This is a genomic window from Aliiglaciecola sp. SL4 (genome assembly GCF_041538045.1).
GTDB lineage: Bacteria > Pseudomonadota > Gammaproteobacteria > Enterobacterales > Alteromonadaceae > Aliiglaciecola.
This window is the reverse complement of sequence record NZ_JBGOSE010000002.1, coordinates 332,696-353,886: the sequence shown is the minus strand read 5'-3', so window position 1 is coordinate 353,886 and position 21,191 is coordinate 332,696. Positions and strand designations below refer to the sequence as shown.

Below are 21,191 nucleotides of genomic sequence, written 5' to 3'. Positions count from 1 at the left end.
AGGTTAGATTTTCATGAGCGCTGTTATTCAACACTTTGTGGTACATCAATTAGGTATAAATGAACAACAAGAATTAACGGTTGTTCCCAAAAGCACCTGTTTTGACGTTACGCCTGATATTGAAACACTGGCACAGCAAATCAATCAAGTGTTCAATCAAAAGCCAGGTAAAGGGGTCGGAAGTTTTATTGATCAACAGTCTCAAACTGATGATCCAGCTGATGAAGATGCAGTTAAAGGGAACGATGCGTTCCGCACTGAGTTATTAGCGATGATTGCCCAGCCTGACACCTTTATTGATTTCAGTGTTGCCAGTTGTGAAAAGCTCAAAAAAAGTATGCTAGAGATGGCGACGGTGGAGACCGGCTTTGTAATCTTTAGTCACTATGAATTTTTAGCCACCGAGTATTTGATGATCGCGTTGTTAAATACCAAACAACACGTTGAAATCACCGAAGGGTTAGAATTAACTTACAGCGATCATCTTGATCTTGCAAAAATGCAACTGGCGGTAAGAATTGATTTAACTCAATTAAAAATTCAACCTGAACAAAATCGTTATATTAGTTTTATTAAAGGTCGAATGGGCAGAAAAGTGTCTGATTTCTTTATGCACTTTATTGGTTGTGAAGAGCTTGTGGATATTAAACAGCAAAATAAACAACTGCTGAAAACAGTAGATGAGTTTATTGCCTCTGAACAATTAGATAAAGAAGAACAACATCAAACCCGCCAAATTGTGTCTGATTATTATAAGGCTAAATTGGAACAAGGGGATGACATTCAAATTGAAGAGTTATCACAAAGCTTGCCTCAAGAAGAGGGGCGGAATTTTGTAGACTTTAATCAACAAGCGGAAACGCCTTTAGAATCATCGTTCCAAGCTGATCGCAGTGCATTAAAAACCTTGGCTAAGTTTAGTGGTCAAGGTGGCGGTATTAGCTTGAGTTTTGACCGAGCATTATATGGTGATCGTGTGCAATATGATTCAAATTCAGACACCTTATTAATTAAAGGCATTCCGCCTAATTTAAAAGATCAGTTAACTCGAAATAACAGCTAGGTTTGTCTAATACAAACATGCCGTTGTTATCTGAATGCGATATACTTGCTCATCTTTAAACGTTTATTTTCTAGATTAAAATTACAGGACTACTTTACACTATGCAGCTTTTTGTCAACGACTTAACCGTAATGGACTTTTCCTACCTTTGTGCACAAAGAGGGATGGTTGGTGAAAGTTGGATTGTGGATGTGGTCTTAGATGGTGAACTCAACGAAGAAAGCATGGTTCTCGACTTCGGAAAAGTGAAAAAAGAACTCAAATTTCTTATCGACGAATATGTCGATCACAAATTACTTGTGCCGGCGGAACATGCATTTAGCAAGATTAAGCGTGATGCCAATAGCGGTGAGGTAAAAGTGGATTTTCTGCGAACAGATGGCAAGTCCATTCACCTTTTGTGTCCGGCTGAAGCTTATGCGTTTGTTTATTCAACAGAAGTTGATATCGAGTCTGTCGGCCAATACTTAAAAGAGGTGATTGCCACGCATCTTCCGAGTAATGTTGATGGAATCGAATTAATCTTGCGTCCCGAAGTGATCAATACTCCGTTTTATCATTATACACATGGCCTAAAAAAACATGATGGTAACTGTCAGCGTATTGCTCATGGACACCGTTCTAAAGTTGTGGTGTATGAAAACGATAAATTGAATTTAGATTGGCAGGAATATTGGGCCAAACGTTGGCAAGATATATACATTGGCAGTGAAGAAGACATTATCGACGGCCAACAAAGTGTTTTATCTGAGTACGTAGAAGATATCACCACGCACTTTTTCTTTAATTATGAATCATCTCAAGGTGAATTTTCACTGGCGATTCCTAAATCTGAATGTGACATTGTAAACACCGACTCCACAGTGGAATGTCTAGCTCAATTTATGGCGTTAGAATTAAAACAACAACGTTCACAAAGTAACTTCAAAGTGCTTGCATTTGAAGGGGTTGGAAAAGGAGCCATTGCTTATGCTTAAAATCTTATTTGTTACTTTTCTTAGTTTATTGGTGAGCTTGAATAGCCTAGCAGTTGAACTGCAAGGAGAGTTTTCTCAAGGGGCACTAATACGCGGAAAAGCACCTGAAGGTAGCCAAGTGTGGTTGGATGGCAAAGCATTGGAGGTATCTGAGCAGGGCTATTTTGTATTTGGTTTTGGTCGTGACGCCGAGCTAAAACATGAACTTAGTTGGCAGGCACCAGATCAACCTAAACAACGTCAAGATGTCATTTTGAAAAAGCGTGAATACGATATTCAACGGATTGAAGGGTTACCACCTAAAATGGTCACTCCTCCTGAAGATGTATTGGCTAGAATTCGCTTAGATAACCAACAAGTGGCTAAAGCACGGGCCCTCCGTGACTCGCGTACCGACTTTATGCAAACCTTTATTTGGCCTGCAGAAGGACCCATAAGCGGCGTATACGGCAGTCAACGGGTGTTAAATGGTCAGCCTAAAAGACCTCATTTTGGAATTGATGTTGCCGCACCAACAGGAACACCTGTTTATGCTCCCGCCGATGGTATAGTTACCCTTTGGGTACCTGATATGTATTATTCAGGTGGCACTATGATTATCGACCATGGTCATGGCGTTTCCTCTACGTTTCTGCATTTACATGCCGGTCATGTAGAAGTGGGCGAGACAGTAAAGCAAGGTCAGTTGGTAGCAGAAATAGGGGCTACTGGGCGTGTAACAGGTGCACATTTAGATTGGCGAATGAATTGGCAGAATCAACGAGTTGATCCTGCGTTTCTTGTTCCTGCAAGAAACGCTGATTAAATTCTTTGTTAAAAACTGTACCATGGCTATCTGGATTTGGTGATATATTTTGTATTGAGTCATAAACAAAGGTTTCTGCGATGAAATACGATTTAGACATGAGTACAATTATTGGCATTAAACCCATGAAAGCCTCTGAGGTGGTAAAAATACATCGAGTGTTGGACGGTTTTGAACCAAACGGCGTCGCTTTCGAAGATGTATTGCAACAAACTAAAATGGATCCTGTTCGGTTAAGAGAGTTATTAGATAAGTACCATTTTTACTTTACCGAGGTGGGAGATTCCTCCCGTTATATTGTTAATCGTTACCACTACGACGAATCTGATTTAGATGAAGTTATTGACAGTATAGAGAGACGAAACATACGTTTTGCCATCGCTAAATTTACACCATTCTTTTTAATCGGCTTGCTGTTTTGCAGTGCTACAATCGGATTTATGCTCTCAGCCATTGTTAATAAGAATGGCGGTTATTGGTAGTTTAAACCTAACCGAAATTGGCACTTAAATCTGTAAACAATTTTTATGTTGGGGAGTGACAAGTAAAGCTCTCCAAGGAAAATGCAGACAGGATAAATTCATTAAAGGCAAACGTAAGACATATTCATCCATGGTAAGTACGCTCGAGGTAAATTTACTTGCGCTAAATTTACCTCGAGCTGCTAAGTGCTTAGATCAATCACGGTGTTAATGGATCTAAACACCGTTATTGCATGGTTGTGCTAAGAGTTTAGCCACAGAGTTTGTTTTTGTTGATTAGAGGTAGTTAAGTAAACAGTGTCTTTGGATGCCGGTAAAATTGGCATCTCAAAGGTTTTTAACTTGCCGTCGCGAAACACAAACAATTTTACTATAGTCTGATCTCGATAATTCTCTAGGGTACTGAAAAATGTATCTTTGTTTATTTGCCATTGTTCGATAGCAATCAGGTTGTCTTTAACCTGTAAACCCGCTGCATATGCTGCTGAACCTTCTAAAACTTGTTGTATTAAAATGCCCGTTGCAGCAGCGTCAAAAGTAGCACCAAAATCAAGAGTAAGGGATTCATCTGCTGGTTTTCCCCCTTTGTCACTGGCGTCTTTCCGTGTTCTTAACTGCATATCAACACCAAACTCTGCTAGCAATTCCTTAGTTGGTAGAGGGAAGGTGTGATACAAAGCTGTATCTAGAAAACTATCCAAATCAAGATTTAAGTCTTCTTTCAATATCCGTTGAATTGAGTCGTTTTGAGTGCCCAAATTAACTGACCCAAATTTTTGCCAAAGTAATTTTAACAGGTCAAAAATTGTGTGCCTGTGATTGGACTCTTTACGGATTAATAAATCTAAGCACAGGGCGATTTCAGCTCCCTTAGCATAGTAACTGACTATGTTGTTAGCGGCACTGGCATCTTGCTGATAAAAACGAGTCCAAGCGTCATAACTAGACTCAGTCACCGTTTGTTTTGCATAACCTGGGTTACGTTTGAGTCGCGTTAAGGTTTGACCCAAGACTTCAAAATAGCTAGCTACGTCAATTAATTCGCAGCGCAACAAGCTCAAATCATCCACATAACTGGTAAAGCCTTCGTAAATCCATAATTGCTCTGAATAGGTTTCTTTACTTAAATCTAAATTAATAAACTCCGCCGGCTTTGTTCGTTTAACATGCCAAGTATGGAATAATTCGTGACTGCATAAACTTAAAAACGTGCGATAGCCGTCTGGCATTTTATGTTGCTGCGCTTTTGTGGGGAGTTGATTACGCGGGAATTGTAATATTGTCGAGTGGCTGTGCTCTAAGCCTCCAAATCCTGATCCACACAGTAACGTAATAAATAGATAACGATCTATTGGCGTGTTTTTGTCAAAAAGTTTTAAATGGTGCTCACAAATTTTCGGTAGGTCTGCGCAGATCCTTGCCATATCAGCTTGGTGAGAACCGGTTAAAATAAACTCAAACTCCACATTTTTAACGGAGAAACGGGCAATATCTAGTTCACCTAAAATAACCGGATGATCAATTAAAGTTTGGTAATTATCGGCTTTAAAAGACTGAGTTACTTTGTTGGTTTGAGTTTGCGACATGGCCGTTGCAATTGACCAGGTCTCTGCCTTCGTTTCGGGCAGGCTAACATTGACACTGCATGGGCCACAGTAGCCCTCAACTTCGAAGAAAACACTAGTGCCATTAAAAAATGCATATTCATCGCATATGTAGGCACTTCTCACCGACAAATCAAACGCATAAACAATACTTTCAATATGAACCTTGCCAGTCCCCGCGGTAACTTGCCAAGTTTGTTTATCTAGCTTTTCTATATGCAAACTGTTTTGATTATCATCATAGGCTTTGAGTGACACAATGTTCTTGGCAAAATCACGGATCATATAACTGCCTGGGATCCAAGCGGGGAGTTTGAACTTGATATCTAGCTTGCCAGAAATATTGATAGTTTGAATGACTTTAAATGTGTGACCGGCTATGGAGTCAACTGTAACGGCGTAATGAACTTGTTCAGGTGTTTGCAAAGTTGTGCTCTATTTAAACTGTAATGATGTGAATTGACCGCCAGTTTACTCTTAGTAAATGGCGAAATGATAGGGTTCAAGCATAACCGATAGCCAGTGTTGAGTTAAGTCTAAATCAAGGTAACGCATTGATATTATTCTCTGATAGGGAAGTTAAAAGTTGTAGAGTTGTAGTTTAAATGATAAAAAAATACAATTCATAGGGATTTATGACTTCAGTGATAATCTACTGTTAACCTTTAGGAGAATTCAGACAAGTGGCAATAGTGCAGGAAAAGGCGGGCTTATCTCAGCAAGATTTGCGGAAGTTGCGTGCTATGCGTCCTGGGTTAGCTTTGGATCTGCAAATTATGGCTACATCTGGAGTCTCAAGGATTAAGACAGAATTTGTGGGGATGGACGGTAATCGTTTTTTAATCATTAAGTTTCCTGATGAATCTCGTTGGGGGGATTTAGGTGACGTGATATATCCTGATGCTGTTTTAGTGGTGCGCTATATTCATGAAGAAGACGCTGGAGAAGTGGTTGCATTCAAAGTTAAAATTAGTGTCATAGTTAGCAGTCCTGCACGTTTCATATTTACTACATTCCCCGTTTCACTTCAATGTCATGCGTTAAGAAGCGAACAGCGAGCACAGGCCCATGTACATGTTACCGTGGTTGAGACGGAAACCGATGTGATGTTATTTGATGGTCTAATTGTGGACCTATCTTCAAGCGGATGTCGAGTGTCTGTTGATCGTCAATTGGTTAAACAAAAGTTAGCCATAAAAAGTCATATTACGTTAGCCATTAAAAATCCCGATGGAAAAATATCCGAATTAACGGGTATAGTTATGAATCAAAAAGTGGATGAGATTCGATTTTATTTAGGTGTTCAATTTGAAGCATCTGAGAAAGTTGTAGAAGGTTTGCTACATCAGTTGATGATAGCGTAATCTATGCTAAGCAACATTATAGGCGTTGTCGTGGGGATAACTCCTAATTAGGTAGCATCACAATTAATAATTAAAAATAATTTATATTGTGCAGAGCTAACGCTCCATTTAAGAGGTATTTATGCGCAGAGTCGAAATGTTATTAAACGAATATGGCGAAAGTCATAAAAATAAAACTAATATTCTTATACACGGGGTTGCTGTACCAGCCATTTACTTTGTGACTTTTGCACTGATTTGGTCTATTCCAACCCCTGAATTTTTGAATCATTTCGATATCACTTGGGCCCATGTGATTTCCATTCCCGTGCTTTGGTATTACTTTAAGTTGTCAGGACCAATTGGTGCAGCCATGACCTTGCTTACCATTCTTTGCTTTGGTGGCGTGAGGTTGTTAGTTTATTTGAATATTTCGGTGTGGCAATTTAGCTTAGCATTATTCGCTATTATGTGGATTTTACAATTTGTTGGACATAAAGTTGAAGGTAAAAAGCCATCATTTTTCAAAGATTTACAGTTTTTATTAGTGGGTCCAGCATGGTGGTGGGTTCATTGGTTAAAGCGATTTAATATTCAATATTGAATGAAGTTAGAGTCTTACTTAAGTAAGGCTCTGGCTACAACCTAAGAAAGTGTACAGCGCAAAGTCAATTTTGTTTTTTCAACAAAATATAACCCAATCCAGTTTTATGGTTAATCTGTCGCCTTTGCGACAAACCTAACTAAGGTTGGGATTAATAACGAGTTTTTTGGATTAAGCAGGCGTATACTCAGGGCTTAACTTGTTCACTTGAGAGCGACTATTGTTCAATTGGCAAAAACTATATGAAAATCGTGAAAGACTATTTTGGACCCTACATACTGGAGGGTGGTTTGGTTTCGCGATAGTTTATTATATTGGTTCATTCTTGCATGATGTGCGCGGAATTTGGATACTTGTTATAGTCCTTAATGCTATGGCGGGTTGGCTGTTAACTATACCTCTTCGCTACATTTATCGTTGGGCTCACCAACAAAGTGCTTGGAAAATGCTACTGACAGTAGCAGCCAGTGCATATTTCATCGCTTTATTCTGGGCGGTTTTAAAGAATATTAATTATTGGGAAATTTATAAGCATGGCTATCGACCTGATGCTTGGTTTATGTATTTTACTAATACTATCAATTCGCTGATCATGGTGGTGTGTTGGAGTGGTTTGTATTTTGGGATTAAGAACTTCCAAATGCTACAAAAAGAAAAGCAAAATGCCCTCAAAGCGTCAACAATGGCCCATCAAGCGCATTTGAAAATGCTTAGGTATCAACTTAACCCTCATTTTTTGTTCAATACATTGAATGCCATTAGTACACTAATTTTGGTTAAAGACAATAAAACCGCTGAGGCTATGGTCAGTCGCTTAAGTGATTTCCTACGCTATTCTCTTGATAAAGACCCCATTAAAAAGATTTCTCTTAAGCATGAGATACAAGCGTTAGAGTTGTATTTAGAAATTGAAAAAGTACGCTTTGACGAGCGTTTAGAGGTTGAGTGGGATATCGCAGATGATTGCAAGGATGCCTTGGTGCCTAGCCTTATATTGCAACCTATAATTGAAAATGCCATTAAGTATGCTATTTCCAAAATGGAAAAAGGCGGTAAAATAAAAGTGGTTGCTAAATCTTTCGGGCGAGATTTAATGCTTGAAGTCAGTGACAATGGCCCTGGTGCGGATATTGAAAATGGCCAGCTAAACAGAAGCAATGGTGTTGGACTGCCTAATATTCAAGAAAGGCTTAACTCCTTGTATTCCAATAACTTTTCTTACGTCGTATCTCACAATCATCCAACCGGTTTAAAAGTGAGCATTCGAATTCCTTTTGAGGTGAATGAAGGTGAAAACTAAAATTAAAGCGTTGATTGTTGATGATGAGCCTTTGGCTAGAAAGGGTTTGGCGGTAAGGTTGCAAGAATTTGACAATATTGAAGTATTAGGAGAATGTCAAAATGGTCTAGAAGCTGTTTCTGTCATTCCTCAATTACGTCCTGATTTGGTTTTCCTCGACATACAAATGCCTGGACTGAACGGCTTTCAAGTGATTAATAAACTAAGGGAATTACAGCAACCTATTCCCATTATTGTGTTTGTTACCGCTTATGATAGCTATGCTATTAAAGCCTTTGATATCCATGCGTTAGATTACGTTTTAAAACCCATCGATGAAAAACGCTTGCGAGTAGCAATTGAAAAGGTAACTGCGGTATTCGGTCAAACCACCGAAGGTGAGCAAAAAATAAAGCTCGCTAAGTTAGTGGCGGAGTTCACCGGGGATGATTGCGAAGATATTTTACAACGTTTGGCATCAGGTGAGAGTTTAGATAACAAACGTTATCCGTCGATACTGGCGATTAAAGATGGATCTGAAGTCACTCGGGTTGCCGTTGATGATATTCAATGGATTGATGCAGCAGGGGACTACATGTGTGTTCATGCACTCGATGGCACTCACATTATGCGTCGGACAATGAAAGAGCTAGAAGTAGAGTTAGATCCTCGAAAATTTGTTAGAGCTCATCGTTCAGCCATTGTCAATATTCAATATGTCACTAAAATGGTAAGTCATGTTAGCGGTGAATATCATCTTGTACTTAGTAATGATACTGAGTTGAAAGTAAGCCGCAGCCACAGAGATAAAGTGAAAGAAATGATAAGGGTGTAAAGCCCTCTATTTTTACTAATCAATTTCTATTATGTAAATAGCCGTCTCATTCCCATGATAAAATGTGGCTAAGCTTAAAAACGGTAACGTCACTAAGGACGTTTTAATATATCGAATAAATCTTGTTGGATCCTTACTAAGTATGGATCCAAGCTTTTGTTCTTTTGCCAGCTGGTCTGTATGTCATTGCAAACTAATCGTTGATTTATTTCACCTACCATGACACCAGATTTACCTTCAAGTGCCATTTCAACAGCAAAGGCTCCCAGTTTGGTTGCTAAAACTCTGTCTTGAGATACTGGAGAGCCGCCTCTTTGGATATAACCTAGGATCACCGGACGGCAATCAATCTGAGTTTTTTCAGTGAGAATTTCAGCAAGGTTAGTGATGCCATCTGGCCATAGGTTTTCCGTTACCACTACGATGTAACTGGAATTTCCTCTGCGCTTTTTTACCGCCTCGATATGTTCAACTAAATTTTCTAATTCATGGTCGCAACTACGAGATATTTCTGGTAGTAAAATATGATCTGCAGCAGAGGCAATCGCAGCATTTAGTCCAATAAAGCCAGCGTGACGTCCCATTACTTCAATAAGGAAAATACGCTCAAAGGCATCAGCGGTATCTCTAACTTTATCAATTGAATCTAACGCGGTTTCAATCGCTGTGTAGTAGCCTATAGTTGCGTCTGTGCCATTTACATCATTGTCGATAGTGCCGGGAATTCCAATAACTTGACCAGACCAAAACTCAGTGAGGTGTTTTGCACCACGAAATGAACCATCACCTCCAATGACTAAAAGCGCCTCAATACCCAGTGCATCCAAGTTTTTTGCCGCCATCTTTGGGGCATCATCTGATTTAAAACTTAGACACCTCGCACTGTTTAAAATAGTGCCGCCGCGCTGAATAATATTTTGAATGTTTTTCGAACGCAGATTTAAATATTCCTGCTCAAGTAAACCATTATAACCATGGCGATAGCCATAAACCTCTAAACCATAACGCAAGCTTGTTAACACTATCGCGCGGATACAAGCATTCATTCCCGGCGCATCGCCGCCTGACGTGAGAAGCGCAATCTTACGCATGTATTTTCCCCCTTGGTTGAACAAAAATTGATAACTCTTTGTTAAACATAGCCGTTATACGAGAAACTATAAAGATTTGAGCATTCAAGCCTATAAATAGGGTAATTGTTTAAAACTGTAATAATTAATGTATTGTTATTGCCTCACTTGGTCTTGTAGGCAATGATGTTCAATATATGAATAGTATTAAGAGTAATAAGAGATTAATTTTATGAAGTTTACACCTTTATTTGTCAGTGTCTGTTTAGCTGCAATACTATTGCTTGGTGGCTGCACGTCGAAGTTTGCCTATAACAATATTGATTGGATGATGTATTGGTATGTGGACGACTATGTCGATTTAGATAAATCTCAAAAAGTCTTGTTAGATGAAAAAGTTGAAAAATGGTTGAAATGGCACCGCCAAGAAGAGTTAGTTACTTACCGTCAGCATTTAGCGGATCTTAAAGCGGATCTGAAAAATGGTAATTTAACTGCGCAGCAATGGTCTAAGCATATACAACGAGGAAGCGACCATTGGACAAGGTTCAGAAATCAAATTAGTCCAGAGTTAGCTGAACTTTCCATCCATCTCAATGACACTCAGATACAAGAAATGTTTGACGCCTTAGAAAAAGAGAATCAAAAAAAAGAACAAAAGCGCAATAAAAAATCTGCAGAAGAGCGCTGGGAGAACGCCATTGAAGATACCCAAGATCAAATTAAAAAATGGGTGGGTAAACTATCGAAATCGCAAAAAGATTTGATTGCCGAATATACGGTTAAATTTCTGCCTACTTTTGAAGGGTGGATAGACTACCGTCGTAACTTTCAAGCTTCTGTTAAAAATATTATGCTGTCTCGTCACGACGTAAGCAACTATGCAGAAGAAGTCGATTACATGTTTCAGCACCCTGTGTTATTTAAAACTCCAGAATACCAGCAAGCCAGTGAACATAATCGTAAAATGTATATTCAATTACTTCTAGAGTTACAAACAACTTTTAGTGAAAAGCAAACCAAACATATTTTAAATGAGCTAGATGATTTAATTGATGATATAGATGACCTAATCGACGATTAGTCATTTATATAGTCTAATTTGGATTGTTGATTACCTTCCTAACTCAGTATAAAAGCTATCTTAGGTGTTTAATCTATCCAGCTTTTTTCTTCTTTGAATTAACCCTCTATCTTGTTCCTAAGCTTTACCTTGTTTACATCAAGCCCTTAATGCTTGAATTATAATATTAAGTTAATAATGCATTAGATGAAGAGTATGCTGTATCTGGCACTACGGGCAATTTAACGGTTTATCCGGGCTAGCCTAGTACCTTTGCTTTCGACTTTTCGATAAACTATTAATCGGCCTAAATAACTGTAATTCTTAACGATAATACGGTTAAATAGCGGAATAAAAATTCGAAAAAAATAGTCAGCGGTAATGAAAGCATGAAATTTAGGTTAAACGGATTTTTTCTATCTTTGATAACCGCTGTTCTGTGGGGCATTTTGCCGGTATTTTTGCAGATATGTCTACAAGCCCTCGATAGTATGACAATTACGTGGATACGTTTTTTATTCGCAGGGCTCGTGGTGTTTGTTTTGTTGTCCAGTCAAAATGCGTTACCGAATATTTTAAAACAACTGCCTAGAGCACAGTTTATATTGCTTATTGCAGCATTAGCCTTAGTGGTGAACTACGTTTCTAATGTAAAAAGCCTAGATTATGTCAATCCAGAAACGGTGCAAGTGGTGATGCAAATCGCACCTATTCTATTGATGCTAGGTGGCATCGTGTTTTATAAAGAGCACCTTAATCACCTTGAAATTATTGGAGCTGTCACATTATTTGTTGGTTTGTGGCTGTTTTTTAGTCCCAATTTAAGCTTGTTGTTTTCATCAATTAATTCGTATAACTCAGGTATTTTATTAGTGGTACTGGCTGCTGTAACTTGGGTTGCATACGCGCTCATGCAAAAAGTCCTACTAAGGTCGTTTACCGCCAAACAATTAACCTTACTTATTTACTTTATCGGTATCTTTGCACTTACACCTTTTATTCATCTATCTGCGCTAACAGATTTAACTCAATTACAGTGGTTTGCTTTGCTGTTTTGTTGTTTAAATACTGTAATTGCTTATGGCTGTTTTACCGAAGCATTAAATGTTTGGAGCGCTGCTAAAGTCAGTGCGGTGATTGCAACTGGACCGGTGTTTACATTTATAAGTGTGGTGATTGCACAGCAACTGCTGCCAGAACAGTTTAGTTTAATAAAACTTAATGAGTTTGTCCTTTTAGGAGCGGTGTGTGTTGTGGGTGGCTCCATGACCACAGCGTTGGCCAAACGTAAAGTTATCAAGCCCGTGGTGTAGTCACACGCATTTTCCCAATGAAAGTATTTGAATGCCTCTATCGCGTCGTTAGCCTATAGCTAGCTCTTAATAGCGAATGTTTAGTGCATAGGCTCAATCATTAAATTTCCTTACAAGATGAACGTTTTATCAAAGAGCATGGGATCAAGAACTTTTCAGAAGAGGGCACTTTACTGTTGATATTATTGAGCAATAACATGGTAGCTTGTCGGCCTATTTCATAGGGATTTTGGGTGATAACCGTAATCGGCACTTTAAAATATTCCGCCATGGGAATGTCATCAAACCCTAATAAAGAAACATCGTCGGGGATCACTATATTTGCTGTATTTAACTTAGATAATAACTCAGTGGTGATGGCCAAATGTTGGGTGAAAAATACCGTTGGGGGATTGTCTGATTGCAAGAAGTCGACGGGGGATTGTTCAAATCCTGTCTCACGGTGCCAATATTTAATCAGCTGTTTATCCATAGGGATGCCATGTTTTTGTAGGGCATCGGAATAGCCTAGAAATCGATCTTTACGCGATTTCACCTGTTTAAAGTCTTGTGTGACAAAACAAATCCGTTTGTGTCCTAATTGAATTAGGTACTCAGTAGCTTCAAACGCGGCCTTTCGGTAGTCGGAAATAATAATATTTTTTTCATTACCATCATGTTCGAGTTGGAAGTGGACAATGGGTAAACCATTTTCACTGTATTTATTGATTAAATCAGTATTTTGTCCTGACGAGGCGATAATAATCCCATCGACTCGTAACTGATTGAGGGTTTCCAAGGATTTCGCTTCAACTTTTGGATCCACATCAGTGTTGTAAATTAATAAGTTGTACTCACTGTTTTTACAGAAGTCGTCAATGCCTCTTATAGTGCGGCTGGTATAAAAACCGGTTATATCCCTCACAATCACGCCAATGGTTTTGGTTTTATTCATTTTAAGGCTGCGAGCAATTGGGTTGGGAACATAATCCAGATCGCTAATGGCTTGTTTAATCCGCTCTTTAGTTTTTTCCGACATGTAATCAAAACGCCCATTCAAATATTGAGAAACGGTACTATTTGATACCCCAGCGCGCTCAGCCACGTCGATAAGTTTTGTTTTTGCCATTTAATTATTTCTTTAAAAGTACGAAAGGTATGGATATTGACATTTTGCAACAACATGTTAACTTAATCAACCAAACCGTTTTAGTAAAACCTTTTAGTTTTTATATCTTATTGATAATATTAGGTAATATAGTAAGAGGGAAAGTGTGGAAATTTCGAATGTTGAATACTTGGTAATTATTGGTTATCTAGCGTTAATTATTATCGTTGGTTTTGTTTTTAAAACGTTTTCAGCCAATACGGATGATTATTTTAAAGGTGGCTGTAAGGGCACTTGGTGGCTAGTTGGGAGTAGTGCCTTTATGAGTGCCTTTAGTGCTTGGACCTTCACCGGTGCGGCGGGCATTGCATACGAATCAGGCTTTTCTGCCATGTTTATTTTCTTTGGTAATGTCCTTGGTTTTTTTGTGAATTTTCTATTTATGGGACCCTGGTTACGACAGATGCGCGTGACCACCTTTCCTGAAGCCATTGCCAGCCGTTTTGGCGAAACAACCCGTGATTTTTATGCTTATTATGAAGTACCAATTCGTATTTTATACTCTGCTATGGCTCTTTACGGTCTGGGAATATTTTGTTCCGCCGTTTTTGGTTATGACATCAATTATGTAATTGTGGTTTGTGGCATTGTGGTCTTGCTGTATTCAGCAACCGGCGGTCGTTGGGCGGTAATGGCCACTGACTTTCTACAAGGATTAATTCTAGTACCCCTTACCTTAATTGTTGCTTGGTTGTGTTTGGATGCCCTTGGCGGTGTAAGCAATTTATTTTCAGAAATAGAAGCTCAGGGTTTAAGCGAAGAATACAGTATGGTCAATTCTGCGACTTTATTTGGTGGGGCTTATACCTGGGGCTGGGCGAGCGCAATGATGGCCAAACAATTCATCGTCTTTAACTCAATGAACGCCGCGCCACGCTACTTTTCAGTCAAAGATGGACGGGAAGCCCGCAAAGCCGCCTTGTTTTGTTCAATCTTAATGTTGCTAGGCAGCCTTATCTGGTTTTTACCGCCAATAACTGCACGACTTCTTTATCCAGAACTTGTGATGGCCTTCGATATCGCAAAACCGGCGGAGGCCAGCTATGCGGTTGCCAGTATTAGTTTGTTACCGGTGGGGCTCGTTGGATTGATTGTGGTGGCTATTCTGGCGGCAACAATGAGCTCCATGGACACGGGTTTGAATACCAACGTTGCTATTTTGATTAAAGATATCTATCCCAAAGTTGCCCGCAGACTACGTTGGCAGTCTAAAGGGGAGTCGGAGCTTTTAAATTATGGTCGAACCCTAACTTGGGTGATGGGATTTTTAATCGTTGTTTTAGCCCTGTATTTCGCTCAGCAAGATGGATCAGGAATTTTTGAGATCATGTTGCAGGTGGGAACCTTGTTATCTATGCCCATTACCATTCCGTTGTTATTAGGCATGTTTATTCGGCAAACACCTTGGTGGGCGGCATTGTCGTCCATTGCATGTGCATTAATTTTTTCTAGTTTGGCTTTCTTCGAAGTTCCTTTGAGTTATTTAGGCTTTTCACAAGCTTATAGTGATGGCTTCGAGTGGAACTTCCAACATCAATTTTTTGGCGTGCTGGGCACTGGTACATTCGGTTTTCTAATCTCCATGTTATTTGCACCTAATGCCAACTCCGCACACCGCAAAATGGTTAATGCATTTTTTAAAAATATGAAGACACCCATCGATTTTGAAAAAGAAATAGGTGAGGGCAACGATTTGAGTCAATTAACCGCCATCGGCCAATTTGGCACCGCAGTAACGGGATTTATTACCTTAATGTTGTTAATCCCTAATCCCTTAGAGGGCAGGATAGCGATTTTGGTGCTTGCACTAATTATCGGTGTGATAAGTGCCTTGATGCTCAAAGCTGGTAAACCACCGGCTAAAGAAAAAAATTCCACTGCGGCCCAGGTTAAATAATGGCGCAGTGTTTTTTAATGCGTCGCAGCTTATCTACGAAAATGAATTTTGATTACAGGAAGAAACCATGAACTATTTACTTATCAACGAACAACTGGACACCCTGAAGGCTGAGATTAAAACCACTCGTAAAGAGCATTTAACTCGCCTTATTGAGCAATGTCGGTTGTATGAAGATGAAGTACTTTCTAAAGAACATCCGCATACCAGCATTACTTACATGGGCATGGCCGCTGCAAATTTAAGTTTGGCGTATTTACTCACCGAGCAAGAACATTATTTAACTGAGGCAAAACGTTGGATTTTCACCGCGGTTGATTACGATGTGTGGGGTTATGGTTTTCTAGTGGATGTTGACCTTAGCGCTTCGTGGATGCTATTTGGATTAGGTTTATCCTATGACTGGCTTAAAGCTCACCTTAGTGATAAGGAACGTCAAAAATTTCTAAATAAACTAATCCTGCAAGGCAACAAAATTTTTGATTATGGACAGGAAAACCTCGGCCATTGTTGGTCTATCAATTATTGGCAGAATCACAATTGGATAAATTATTCAGGATTGTTGACCACCGCATATGCCATTCGTCCAGAGCATTCAGGGGCTCAAGTTTGGATTGACGAAATTCAAGATAACTTTGACAAGGTCTTTGACTATTTACCTGAAGATGGTTCTAACTATGAGGGCACAGGGTATTGGCGATTTGCCATGAACTTCTTCCTAGTTGCCGCAGACTTGATCCGTAAAGACGGTGGTACGGACCACTTCAAAACCGGTTTTATGGAAAATACATTTGATTACCGACTGTATCAGTCTGCGCCCAATTGGGAAGAGAATATTAATTTTGCAGATGTCCACGACAAGCGCAGTTCCCATTCAATATGTGCCTATTACAAAATCGCATCAGAATACAATAATGGCCAAGCACAGTGGTTAGGGGAGATGGTTCGCACTAAATTCTTATTTAGAGAGGCCTATCAAAGCAAGATTTTCCCTGGGATATTACCAGAAGCTTTTCTTGAATTAATTTGGTACAACCCTGAGATAGAGCAACAATCTCCAGAAAACTTACCGCTAACTAAATACTTTCCTGATCTTGGTTTAGTGGTTATGCGCTCAAGTTGGGATACAGACGCCACTCATTTGTCATTTAAATCTAGCCCAGCAGGCGGCCACAAACAGTGGGAGATGAGCTGGCAACTGGATAAACAAAATGATTGGAAAACCCGCAGTCTTACCCATTATCACGTGGACTTTAATCAATTTGTGTTAGTCCACAATGGTGCGTCCTTGGTGATAGATGAAGGTTATAACCGTACCTCTAAAGCGGAAATTCATAACTTAATTACCGTGGATGGTACCGGTTGTGTTGGTGAAAAAATTTGGGATGAAGGGGATTTAAGTGATCCAGTATTATTCGATTTAAACTGCAAGGGCATTCATAACGTTTGGCGTGATGTGCCCGAAGACGCCATTGCGCAAGTTGAAGCCTTTTCGAATAAAGATGGTTACGCTTATGTAGTGGGTGAATCCAGTCGAATGTATTATCCAGAAATGCAACTTACCCGAAACGCTAGGCATATTATTAATAGCGAATGTGGTTATTTTATTTTACTGGATGAACTAGCAAGTGAATTGGAGCATACCTACACTTGGCGAATTCACTCTGAAAAATATGCAAATAAAGTCGCTGACGATCAGTTTGAAATCGTCAATGGCGAAGGAGCACTGAATGTCTTTACTGTTTTTCCTGAAGCACGGGATACAAAAATAGATGAGACCTTGGTGGAAGAGATAATGACCCCCCAGCGACCTGATGACATTCGTCGCATAAGCTTAAAAACACTATTGATTGAAAATCCGCAAAAAAGTAAAAACACCACCTTTTTGAATGTTTTCCAACCTAAGGATGCACTTCTTTCAAATAAAGAGAATGATATTTCAATACAATCTCTTAAAGGTAAGAACTGTATTGGGGTGGAAATTCGCTCTAAGCAGTTTACTGAAACTTTCCTATATTCAAGTGAAAATAGCATAGAGTATGGCGACATTTATGCCCAAACTAAGTGGTTGTCTATTTTAAAGGATAAGGGAGGTAAGTTAGTTAAAACAACAAGTTATGACGGTGTTTAGCGCGTTGATGTTGGCGAATATTAGTAAAAATGAGTATTGGACACGATAAAGCTTGGAGGCATATATGTTAGATAAGTTTAGTGTAGAAGGAAAGGTTGCGTTAGTTACCGGCTGCAAACGGGGAATTGGTAAAGCCATTGCCTTGGGATTAGCTGCCGCGGGCGCAGATATTATTGGAGTTTCAGCGAGTTTAGAGTCACAAGGTTCAGATGTTGAAAAACAGGTGAATGAACTTGGCCGAAAGTTTGCTGGATATCAATGTGACTTCTCGGATCGAACAGCCTTATATACATTCATCCAAAACGTGAAAGCTGACTTCCCAAAAATTGATATTTTAGTCAATAACGCAGGCACCATACTGCGTGCACCGGCGGCTGAACATAGTGATGAGCTTTGGGACAAAGTAATAGACGTTAACCTAAACTCGCAATTCATTTTGAGTCGAGAAATTGGCAAAGAAATGGTGGCCCGTGGCCATGGTAAGATAATTTTTACGGCTTCCTTGTTGACGTTTCAAGGTGGCATTACGGTTCCCGGTTATGCCGCCAGTAAAGGCGCAATTGGACAGTTAGTAAAAGCTTTATCTAATGAGTGGGCTGGTAAAGGTGTGAATGTGAATGCCATTGCACCAGGTTACATTGATACCGACAATACCGAGGCCATACGCAATGATCCGACTCGTGCTGCCAGCATATTAGAACGCATTCCACAGGGCCGCTGGGGAACCCCTGAGGACTTTGAAGGGCCGGCTGTATTCCTAGCGTCTGAGGCGTCTAGTTATGTCAATGGCTCCGTTTTGTTAGTTGATGGCGGATGGATGGGAAGATAACTAGCATCGACTTTGACGACAACGCCAAAAACACAAATTTACAATGAACATCTTAGAAAGTAACTGCGGGTCTATCTCCACTCCCAATGGAAGATAGATTATGCAGTTAATCAACCAATCCTAATTACTTTTCTTTTGGCTTTTGACCAATAGGTGTGCCATCTTTTTTGCAAATCGTATCAAATTCATCGCGGTAGTAACGCAAATTTACACAGGCTTCTTCATATCTCAGTTTAGCTGTCAGGGCTTGCTGCGGATAATCCGTTTTTAACATTATTTTACGCAATCGTTCGCAATCTTGATGTTGTTGTTTCACTTCAAGCACTTCTTCACAGGGATTGTCGTTACTCATGCAAGCAGATAAAGAAATGAAACAGACACAAGTGCCAACTGTTTTAATTATTTTTTGAAAGGGACGGGAATTAACCATGAAATGCTCTCAGCTGATTGAAATTAATCAGAATCTATACTTTCGTTAACCATAACTGAGTAACCGTAAAAAAGCTATCGAATAAAAATTTTACCGTTTAGTGAAGTTGAGCTTGGATTGCAGCAAACAAATTGTGAAGGCGAATTGAAATAGTCGACCTGCGGATCGCAGCTTCTCGTCCGGCCCCTTCAGGGATTTATTTAATCTTGAGTTTGAATTTGAACGGAAGTCGTTCAAAGAAAAGTGGTGGAGGGGGCAGGATGACAATAAAAGTAAACTTTACAATATTTGCTGACAAGGGGTTTGGAAGTTTTTGACGTTTAACCCATCCATGGTGCTGTGTCCAGCCATTCATCCATGAATGTCGTTCATTCGCTCACGCTGCTGCGCAGCTGAAACGTGCTCATTCACCCAGACAAAATAGTCGACCTGCGGATCGCAGCTTCTCGTCCGGCCCCTTTAGGGATTTATTTAATCTTGAGTTTGAATTTGAACGGAAGTCGTCCAAAGAAAGGTGGTGGAGGGGGCAGGATTCGAACCTGCGAAGGCTGAGCCGGCAGATTTACAGTCTGCTCCCGTTGACCGCTTGGGTACCCCTCCAAAGAGGCGCGTATACTAACAGGAAATTTCAGTCTGTAAATAGAATTAAAGATTTTTTTTTAATTTACGATAAAAAGTAGATGAAAAGGAAAATACGTTGACGGCTGAAATAACCCCAGAATCTAAAGTGGTTGTTTCCGATCTTGAGTGGTCGGGAACCCTCAATCGTGCGTTACAGCAAGGGGATAAATTCGCATTGCTATTAGCAATGTTGGAAGATGATTACCTGCAACGTCCTAACATCAGTGATGACAATGATGAGCCTAGTCATTTTCCCAGCAGTATTACAAAACATCACTATCCACAAACGCCGCTAAAAGCAGAAGAGCAGGACTGGTCGTTAGCTCGCACCACTAGCCAGTTAATGGCGCAAAATGTTACTGATGCTATTCTTTGGCAGCAAATGCATCCACAACCATTGTCTACCTTCAATGATGCAAAACGTATTGAACCTGAAGTTATCATTAACTGTGGTTTACAAACTCAACAACGTTTCCACAGTGAACCGTCCCGTAAAATAGAAGTAGATGAAACCAAACTATACGATATTTTAAATGGGATGAGTTGATCCACGACTAATTAACCTTATTGAATATAAGGTTTTTGCAAAATTATCCGTAGTTGGTATAATCCGCGCCGCAAAAAATATGCTTTGGTTTTACGTTCCAATTCGCAAAAAGGTAAAATATGTCTAAATTCATTGTTTGCGCAATGTACAAATTTGTTGCGCTTGAAAATTATAAAGAAATGCGTCAGCCACTTCTTGATGTGTTAGAAAATCACAATATTAAAGGAACTTTGCTACTGGCTAGTGAAGGTATCAATGGCACGGTTTCTGCTACCCGTGAAGCTATAGACAGCTTAGTTGCTTATCTTAATAGTGACCCCCGCATTAACCCGATTTCTTGCAAAGAGTCACTAGACGACGTGCAGCCTTTCTATCGAACCAAGGTGAAACTCAAAAAAGAAATTGTCACTATGGGCGTGGAAGGAATAGACCCACAAAAAACCGTTGGGACCTATGTGAAACCCGCTGATTGGAACGAATTAATCTCTGATCCTGAGGTGTTGCTCATTGATACTCGTAATGATTACGAAATTGAAATTGGTACTTTCGAAAACGCAGTGAATCCTAAAACGGACTCATTTCGGGAGTTTCCCCAATACGTGGCAGAAAACCTTGATCCTAAAAAGCATAAAAAAGTGGCCATGTTCTGCACTGGTGGTATTCGCTGTGAAAAATCCACTGCATTTATGAAAGAGCAGGGTTTTGACGAGGTGTACCACTTAGAAGGCGGTATCTTAAAATATTTGGAAGAAGTACCAGAGCAAAACACCATGTGGAAAGGGGACTGTTTTGTCTTTGATAACCGCGTAGCTGTTGATCACAAGTTGCAAAAAAGTCATTACGAAGCCTGTTATGCTTGCCGTCTACCTATTACCGAAGAAGATAAACAAACGCCAGAGTATGAACCTGGGGTGAGTTGTCCAAAGTGTTTTGGGAAACATTCTGAAGAGCAGATTGCACGTTTTCGCGAACGTGAGAAACAGGTTAATTTAGCCAAAGAACGTAATGAAGAGCACGTAGGCTCTGAGGCAAGAAAGGCCACTAAGCTGCGTCGCCAACAGAAAGCTGCTGAGCGCAGAGAAAGACGCATAGCAGCAGGTAAGTCAGCATAGACAGAGACACTTATAACGCGTTAAACTGATGTTTGAATT

At 39.8% G+C, this 21,191-nt stretch carries 19 protein-coding genes and 1 tRNA gene; 15 read left to right on the top strand and 5 right to left on the bottom strand.

The features are described from left to right. Nucleotides 1-13: 13 nt before the first annotated feature. The 4 genes from yejK to AB6T38_RS05200 all read left to right on the top strand — a co-directional run bounded on the left by yejK (nucleotide 14) and on the right by AB6T38_RS05200 (nucleotide 3,327). The gene (yejK, locus tag AB6T38_RS05215; protein WP_372546299.1) at nucleotides 14-1,063 is read left to right on the top strand and encodes a nucleoid-associated protein YejK; all 1,050 of its coding nucleotides are present in this window, start codon (nucleotides 14-16) and stop codon (nucleotides 1,061-1,063) included. A 101-nt stretch (nucleotides 1,064-1,164) separates the two neighbouring features. Then, a complete protein-coding gene (locus AB6T38_RS05210; protein ID WP_372546298.1) occupies nucleotides 1,165-2,040 on the top strand; it encodes a 6-carboxytetrahydropterin synthase in 876 nt (291 codons plus the stop codon). Then, nucleotides 2,033-2,845: a M23 family metallopeptidase gene (locus tag AB6T38_RS05205; RefSeq protein ID WP_372546297.1), complete on the top strand. Its 813-nt coding sequence runs from the start codon at nucleotides 2,033-2,035 to the stop codon at nucleotides 2,843-2,845. The genes AB6T38_RS05210 and AB6T38_RS05205 overlap by 8 nt, the downstream gene beginning before the upstream one ends. Before the next feature lie 80 nt (nucleotides 2,846-2,925). Next, the gene (locus tag AB6T38_RS05200) at nucleotides 2,926-3,327 is read left to right on the top strand and encodes a hypothetical protein (protein ID WP_372546296.1); all 402 of its coding nucleotides are present in this window, start codon (nucleotides 2,926-2,928) and stop codon (nucleotides 3,325-3,327) included. 242 nt (nucleotides 3,328-3,569) lie between these two features. Here AB6T38_RS05200 and AB6T38_RS05195 read toward each other — a convergent pair whose 3' ends face one another. After that, the gene (locus AB6T38_RS05195) at nucleotides 3,570-5,357 is read right to left on the bottom strand and encodes a M61 family metallopeptidase (protein ID WP_372546295.1); all 1,788 of its coding nucleotides are present in this window, start codon (nucleotides 5,355-5,357) and stop codon (nucleotides 3,570-3,572) included. Between the two features lie 257 nt (nucleotides 5,358-5,614). On the opposite strand from AB6T38_RS05195, the gene AB6T38_RS05190 reads away from it, so the two are divergent. The 4 genes from AB6T38_RS05190 to AB6T38_RS05175 all read left to right on the top strand — a co-directional run bounded on the left by AB6T38_RS05190 (nucleotide 5,615) and on the right by AB6T38_RS05175 (nucleotide 8,992). Beyond that, the gene (locus AB6T38_RS05190; RefSeq protein WP_372546294.1) at nucleotides 5,615-6,295 is read left to right on the top strand and encodes a PilZ domain-containing protein; all 681 of its coding nucleotides are present in this window, start codon (nucleotides 5,615-5,617) and stop codon (nucleotides 6,293-6,295) included. Between the two features lie 121 nt (nucleotides 6,296-6,416). After that, entirely contained in the window at nucleotides 6,417-6,878 is a 462-nt protein-coding gene (locus AB6T38_RS05185) for a DUF962 domain-containing protein (protein ID WP_372546293.1), read from the top strand. Between the two features lie 220 nt (nucleotides 6,879-7,098). Then, entirely contained in the window at nucleotides 7,099-8,178 is a 1,080-nt protein-coding gene (locus AB6T38_RS05180; protein WP_372546292.1) for a sensor histidine kinase, read from the top strand. Continuing rightward, nucleotides 8,168-8,992, top strand: a complete 825-nt coding sequence (locus AB6T38_RS05175; protein ID WP_372546291.1) for a LytR/AlgR family response regulator transcription factor — start codon at nucleotides 8,168-8,170, stop codon at nucleotides 8,990-8,992. Before AB6T38_RS05180 ends, AB6T38_RS05175 begins: the two co-directional genes overlap by 11 nt. 92 nt (nucleotides 8,993-9,084) lie before the next feature. On the opposite strand, the gene AB6T38_RS05170 is transcribed toward AB6T38_RS05175, so the two are convergent. Beyond that, on the bottom strand, nucleotides 9,085-10,083 hold the full coding sequence (locus AB6T38_RS05170; protein WP_372546290.1) for a 6-phosphofructokinase: 999 nt from the start codon (nucleotides 10,081-10,083) through the stop codon (nucleotides 9,085-9,087). A gap of 211 nt (nucleotides 10,084-10,294) precedes the next feature. Here AB6T38_RS05170 and AB6T38_RS05165 point away from each other — a divergent pair, with 211 nt between their 5' ends. Both AB6T38_RS05165 and AB6T38_RS05160 read left to right on the top strand, forming a co-directional pair. After that, nucleotides 10,295-11,146 (top strand): DUF6279 family lipoprotein, encoded by an 852-nt coding sequence (locus tag AB6T38_RS05165; protein WP_372546289.1) that lies wholly within the window; start codon nucleotides 10,295-10,297, stop codon nucleotides 11,144-11,146. 368 nt (nucleotides 11,147-11,514) lie between these two features. Next, entirely contained in the window at nucleotides 11,515-12,438 is a 924-nt protein-coding gene (locus tag AB6T38_RS05160; protein WP_372546288.1) for a DMT family transporter, read from the top strand. A 100-nt stretch (nucleotides 12,439-12,538) separates the two neighbouring features. Here AB6T38_RS05160 and AB6T38_RS05155 read toward each other — a convergent pair whose 3' ends face one another. Further along, nucleotides 12,539-13,546 carry a LacI family DNA-binding transcriptional regulator gene (locus tag AB6T38_RS05155; RefSeq protein ID WP_372546287.1) on the bottom strand — a complete coding sequence of 336 codons (1,008 nt, stop codon included), beginning with the start codon at nucleotides 13,544-13,546 and terminating at the stop codon, nucleotides 12,539-12,541. A 145-nt stretch (nucleotides 13,547-13,691) separates the two neighbouring features. Between AB6T38_RS05155 and AB6T38_RS05150 the strand changes: the two genes are divergently transcribed. The 3 genes from AB6T38_RS05150 to AB6T38_RS05140 all read left to right on the top strand — a co-directional run bounded on the left by AB6T38_RS05150 (nucleotide 13,692) and on the right by AB6T38_RS05140 (nucleotide 18,442). Next, the gene (locus tag AB6T38_RS05150) at nucleotides 13,692-15,482 is read left to right on the top strand and encodes a hypothetical protein (RefSeq protein WP_372546286.1); all 1,791 of its coding nucleotides are present in this window, start codon (nucleotides 13,692-13,694) and stop codon (nucleotides 15,480-15,482) included. A gap of 67 nt (nucleotides 15,483-15,549) precedes the next feature. After that, nucleotides 15,550-17,613 carry a DUF4962 domain-containing protein gene (locus AB6T38_RS05145; protein WP_372546285.1) on the top strand — a complete coding sequence of 688 codons (2,064 nt, stop codon included), beginning with the start codon at nucleotides 15,550-15,552 and terminating at the stop codon, nucleotides 17,611-17,613. A gap of 64 nt (nucleotides 17,614-17,677) precedes the next feature. Next, nucleotides 17,678-18,442: a 2,5-didehydro-3-deoxy-L-galactonate 5-reductase gene (locus AB6T38_RS05140; RefSeq protein ID WP_372546284.1), complete on the top strand. Its 765-nt coding sequence runs from the start codon at nucleotides 17,678-17,680 to the stop codon at nucleotides 18,440-18,442. Between the two features lie 124 nt (nucleotides 18,443-18,566). Here the strand turns inward: AB6T38_RS05140 and AB6T38_RS05135 are convergent, their stop codons facing one another. After that, nucleotides 18,567-18,872, bottom strand: a complete 306-nt coding sequence (locus AB6T38_RS05135; RefSeq protein WP_372546283.1) for a hypothetical protein — start codon at nucleotides 18,870-18,872, stop codon at nucleotides 18,567-18,569. A gap of 515 nt (nucleotides 18,873-19,387) precedes the next feature. Beyond that, a tRNA-Tyr gene (locus AB6T38_RS05130) sits at nucleotides 19,388-19,472 on the bottom strand. Nucleotides 19,473-19,569: 97 nt separating this feature from the next. Here AB6T38_RS05130 and AB6T38_RS05125 point away from each other — a divergent pair. Both AB6T38_RS05125 and AB6T38_RS05120 read left to right on the top strand, forming a co-directional pair. Next, nucleotides 19,570-20,040 (top strand): VC2046/SO_2500 family protein, encoded by a 471-nt coding sequence (locus tag AB6T38_RS05125; RefSeq protein WP_372546282.1) that lies wholly within the window; start codon nucleotides 19,570-19,572, stop codon nucleotides 20,038-20,040. A gap of 119 nt (nucleotides 20,041-20,159) precedes the next feature. Beyond that, on the top strand, nucleotides 20,160-21,152 hold the full coding sequence (locus AB6T38_RS05120; protein WP_372546281.1) for a rhodanese-related sulfurtransferase: 993 nt from the start codon (nucleotides 20,160-20,162) through the stop codon (nucleotides 21,150-21,152). Nucleotides 21,153-21,191: the final 39 nt, after the last annotated feature.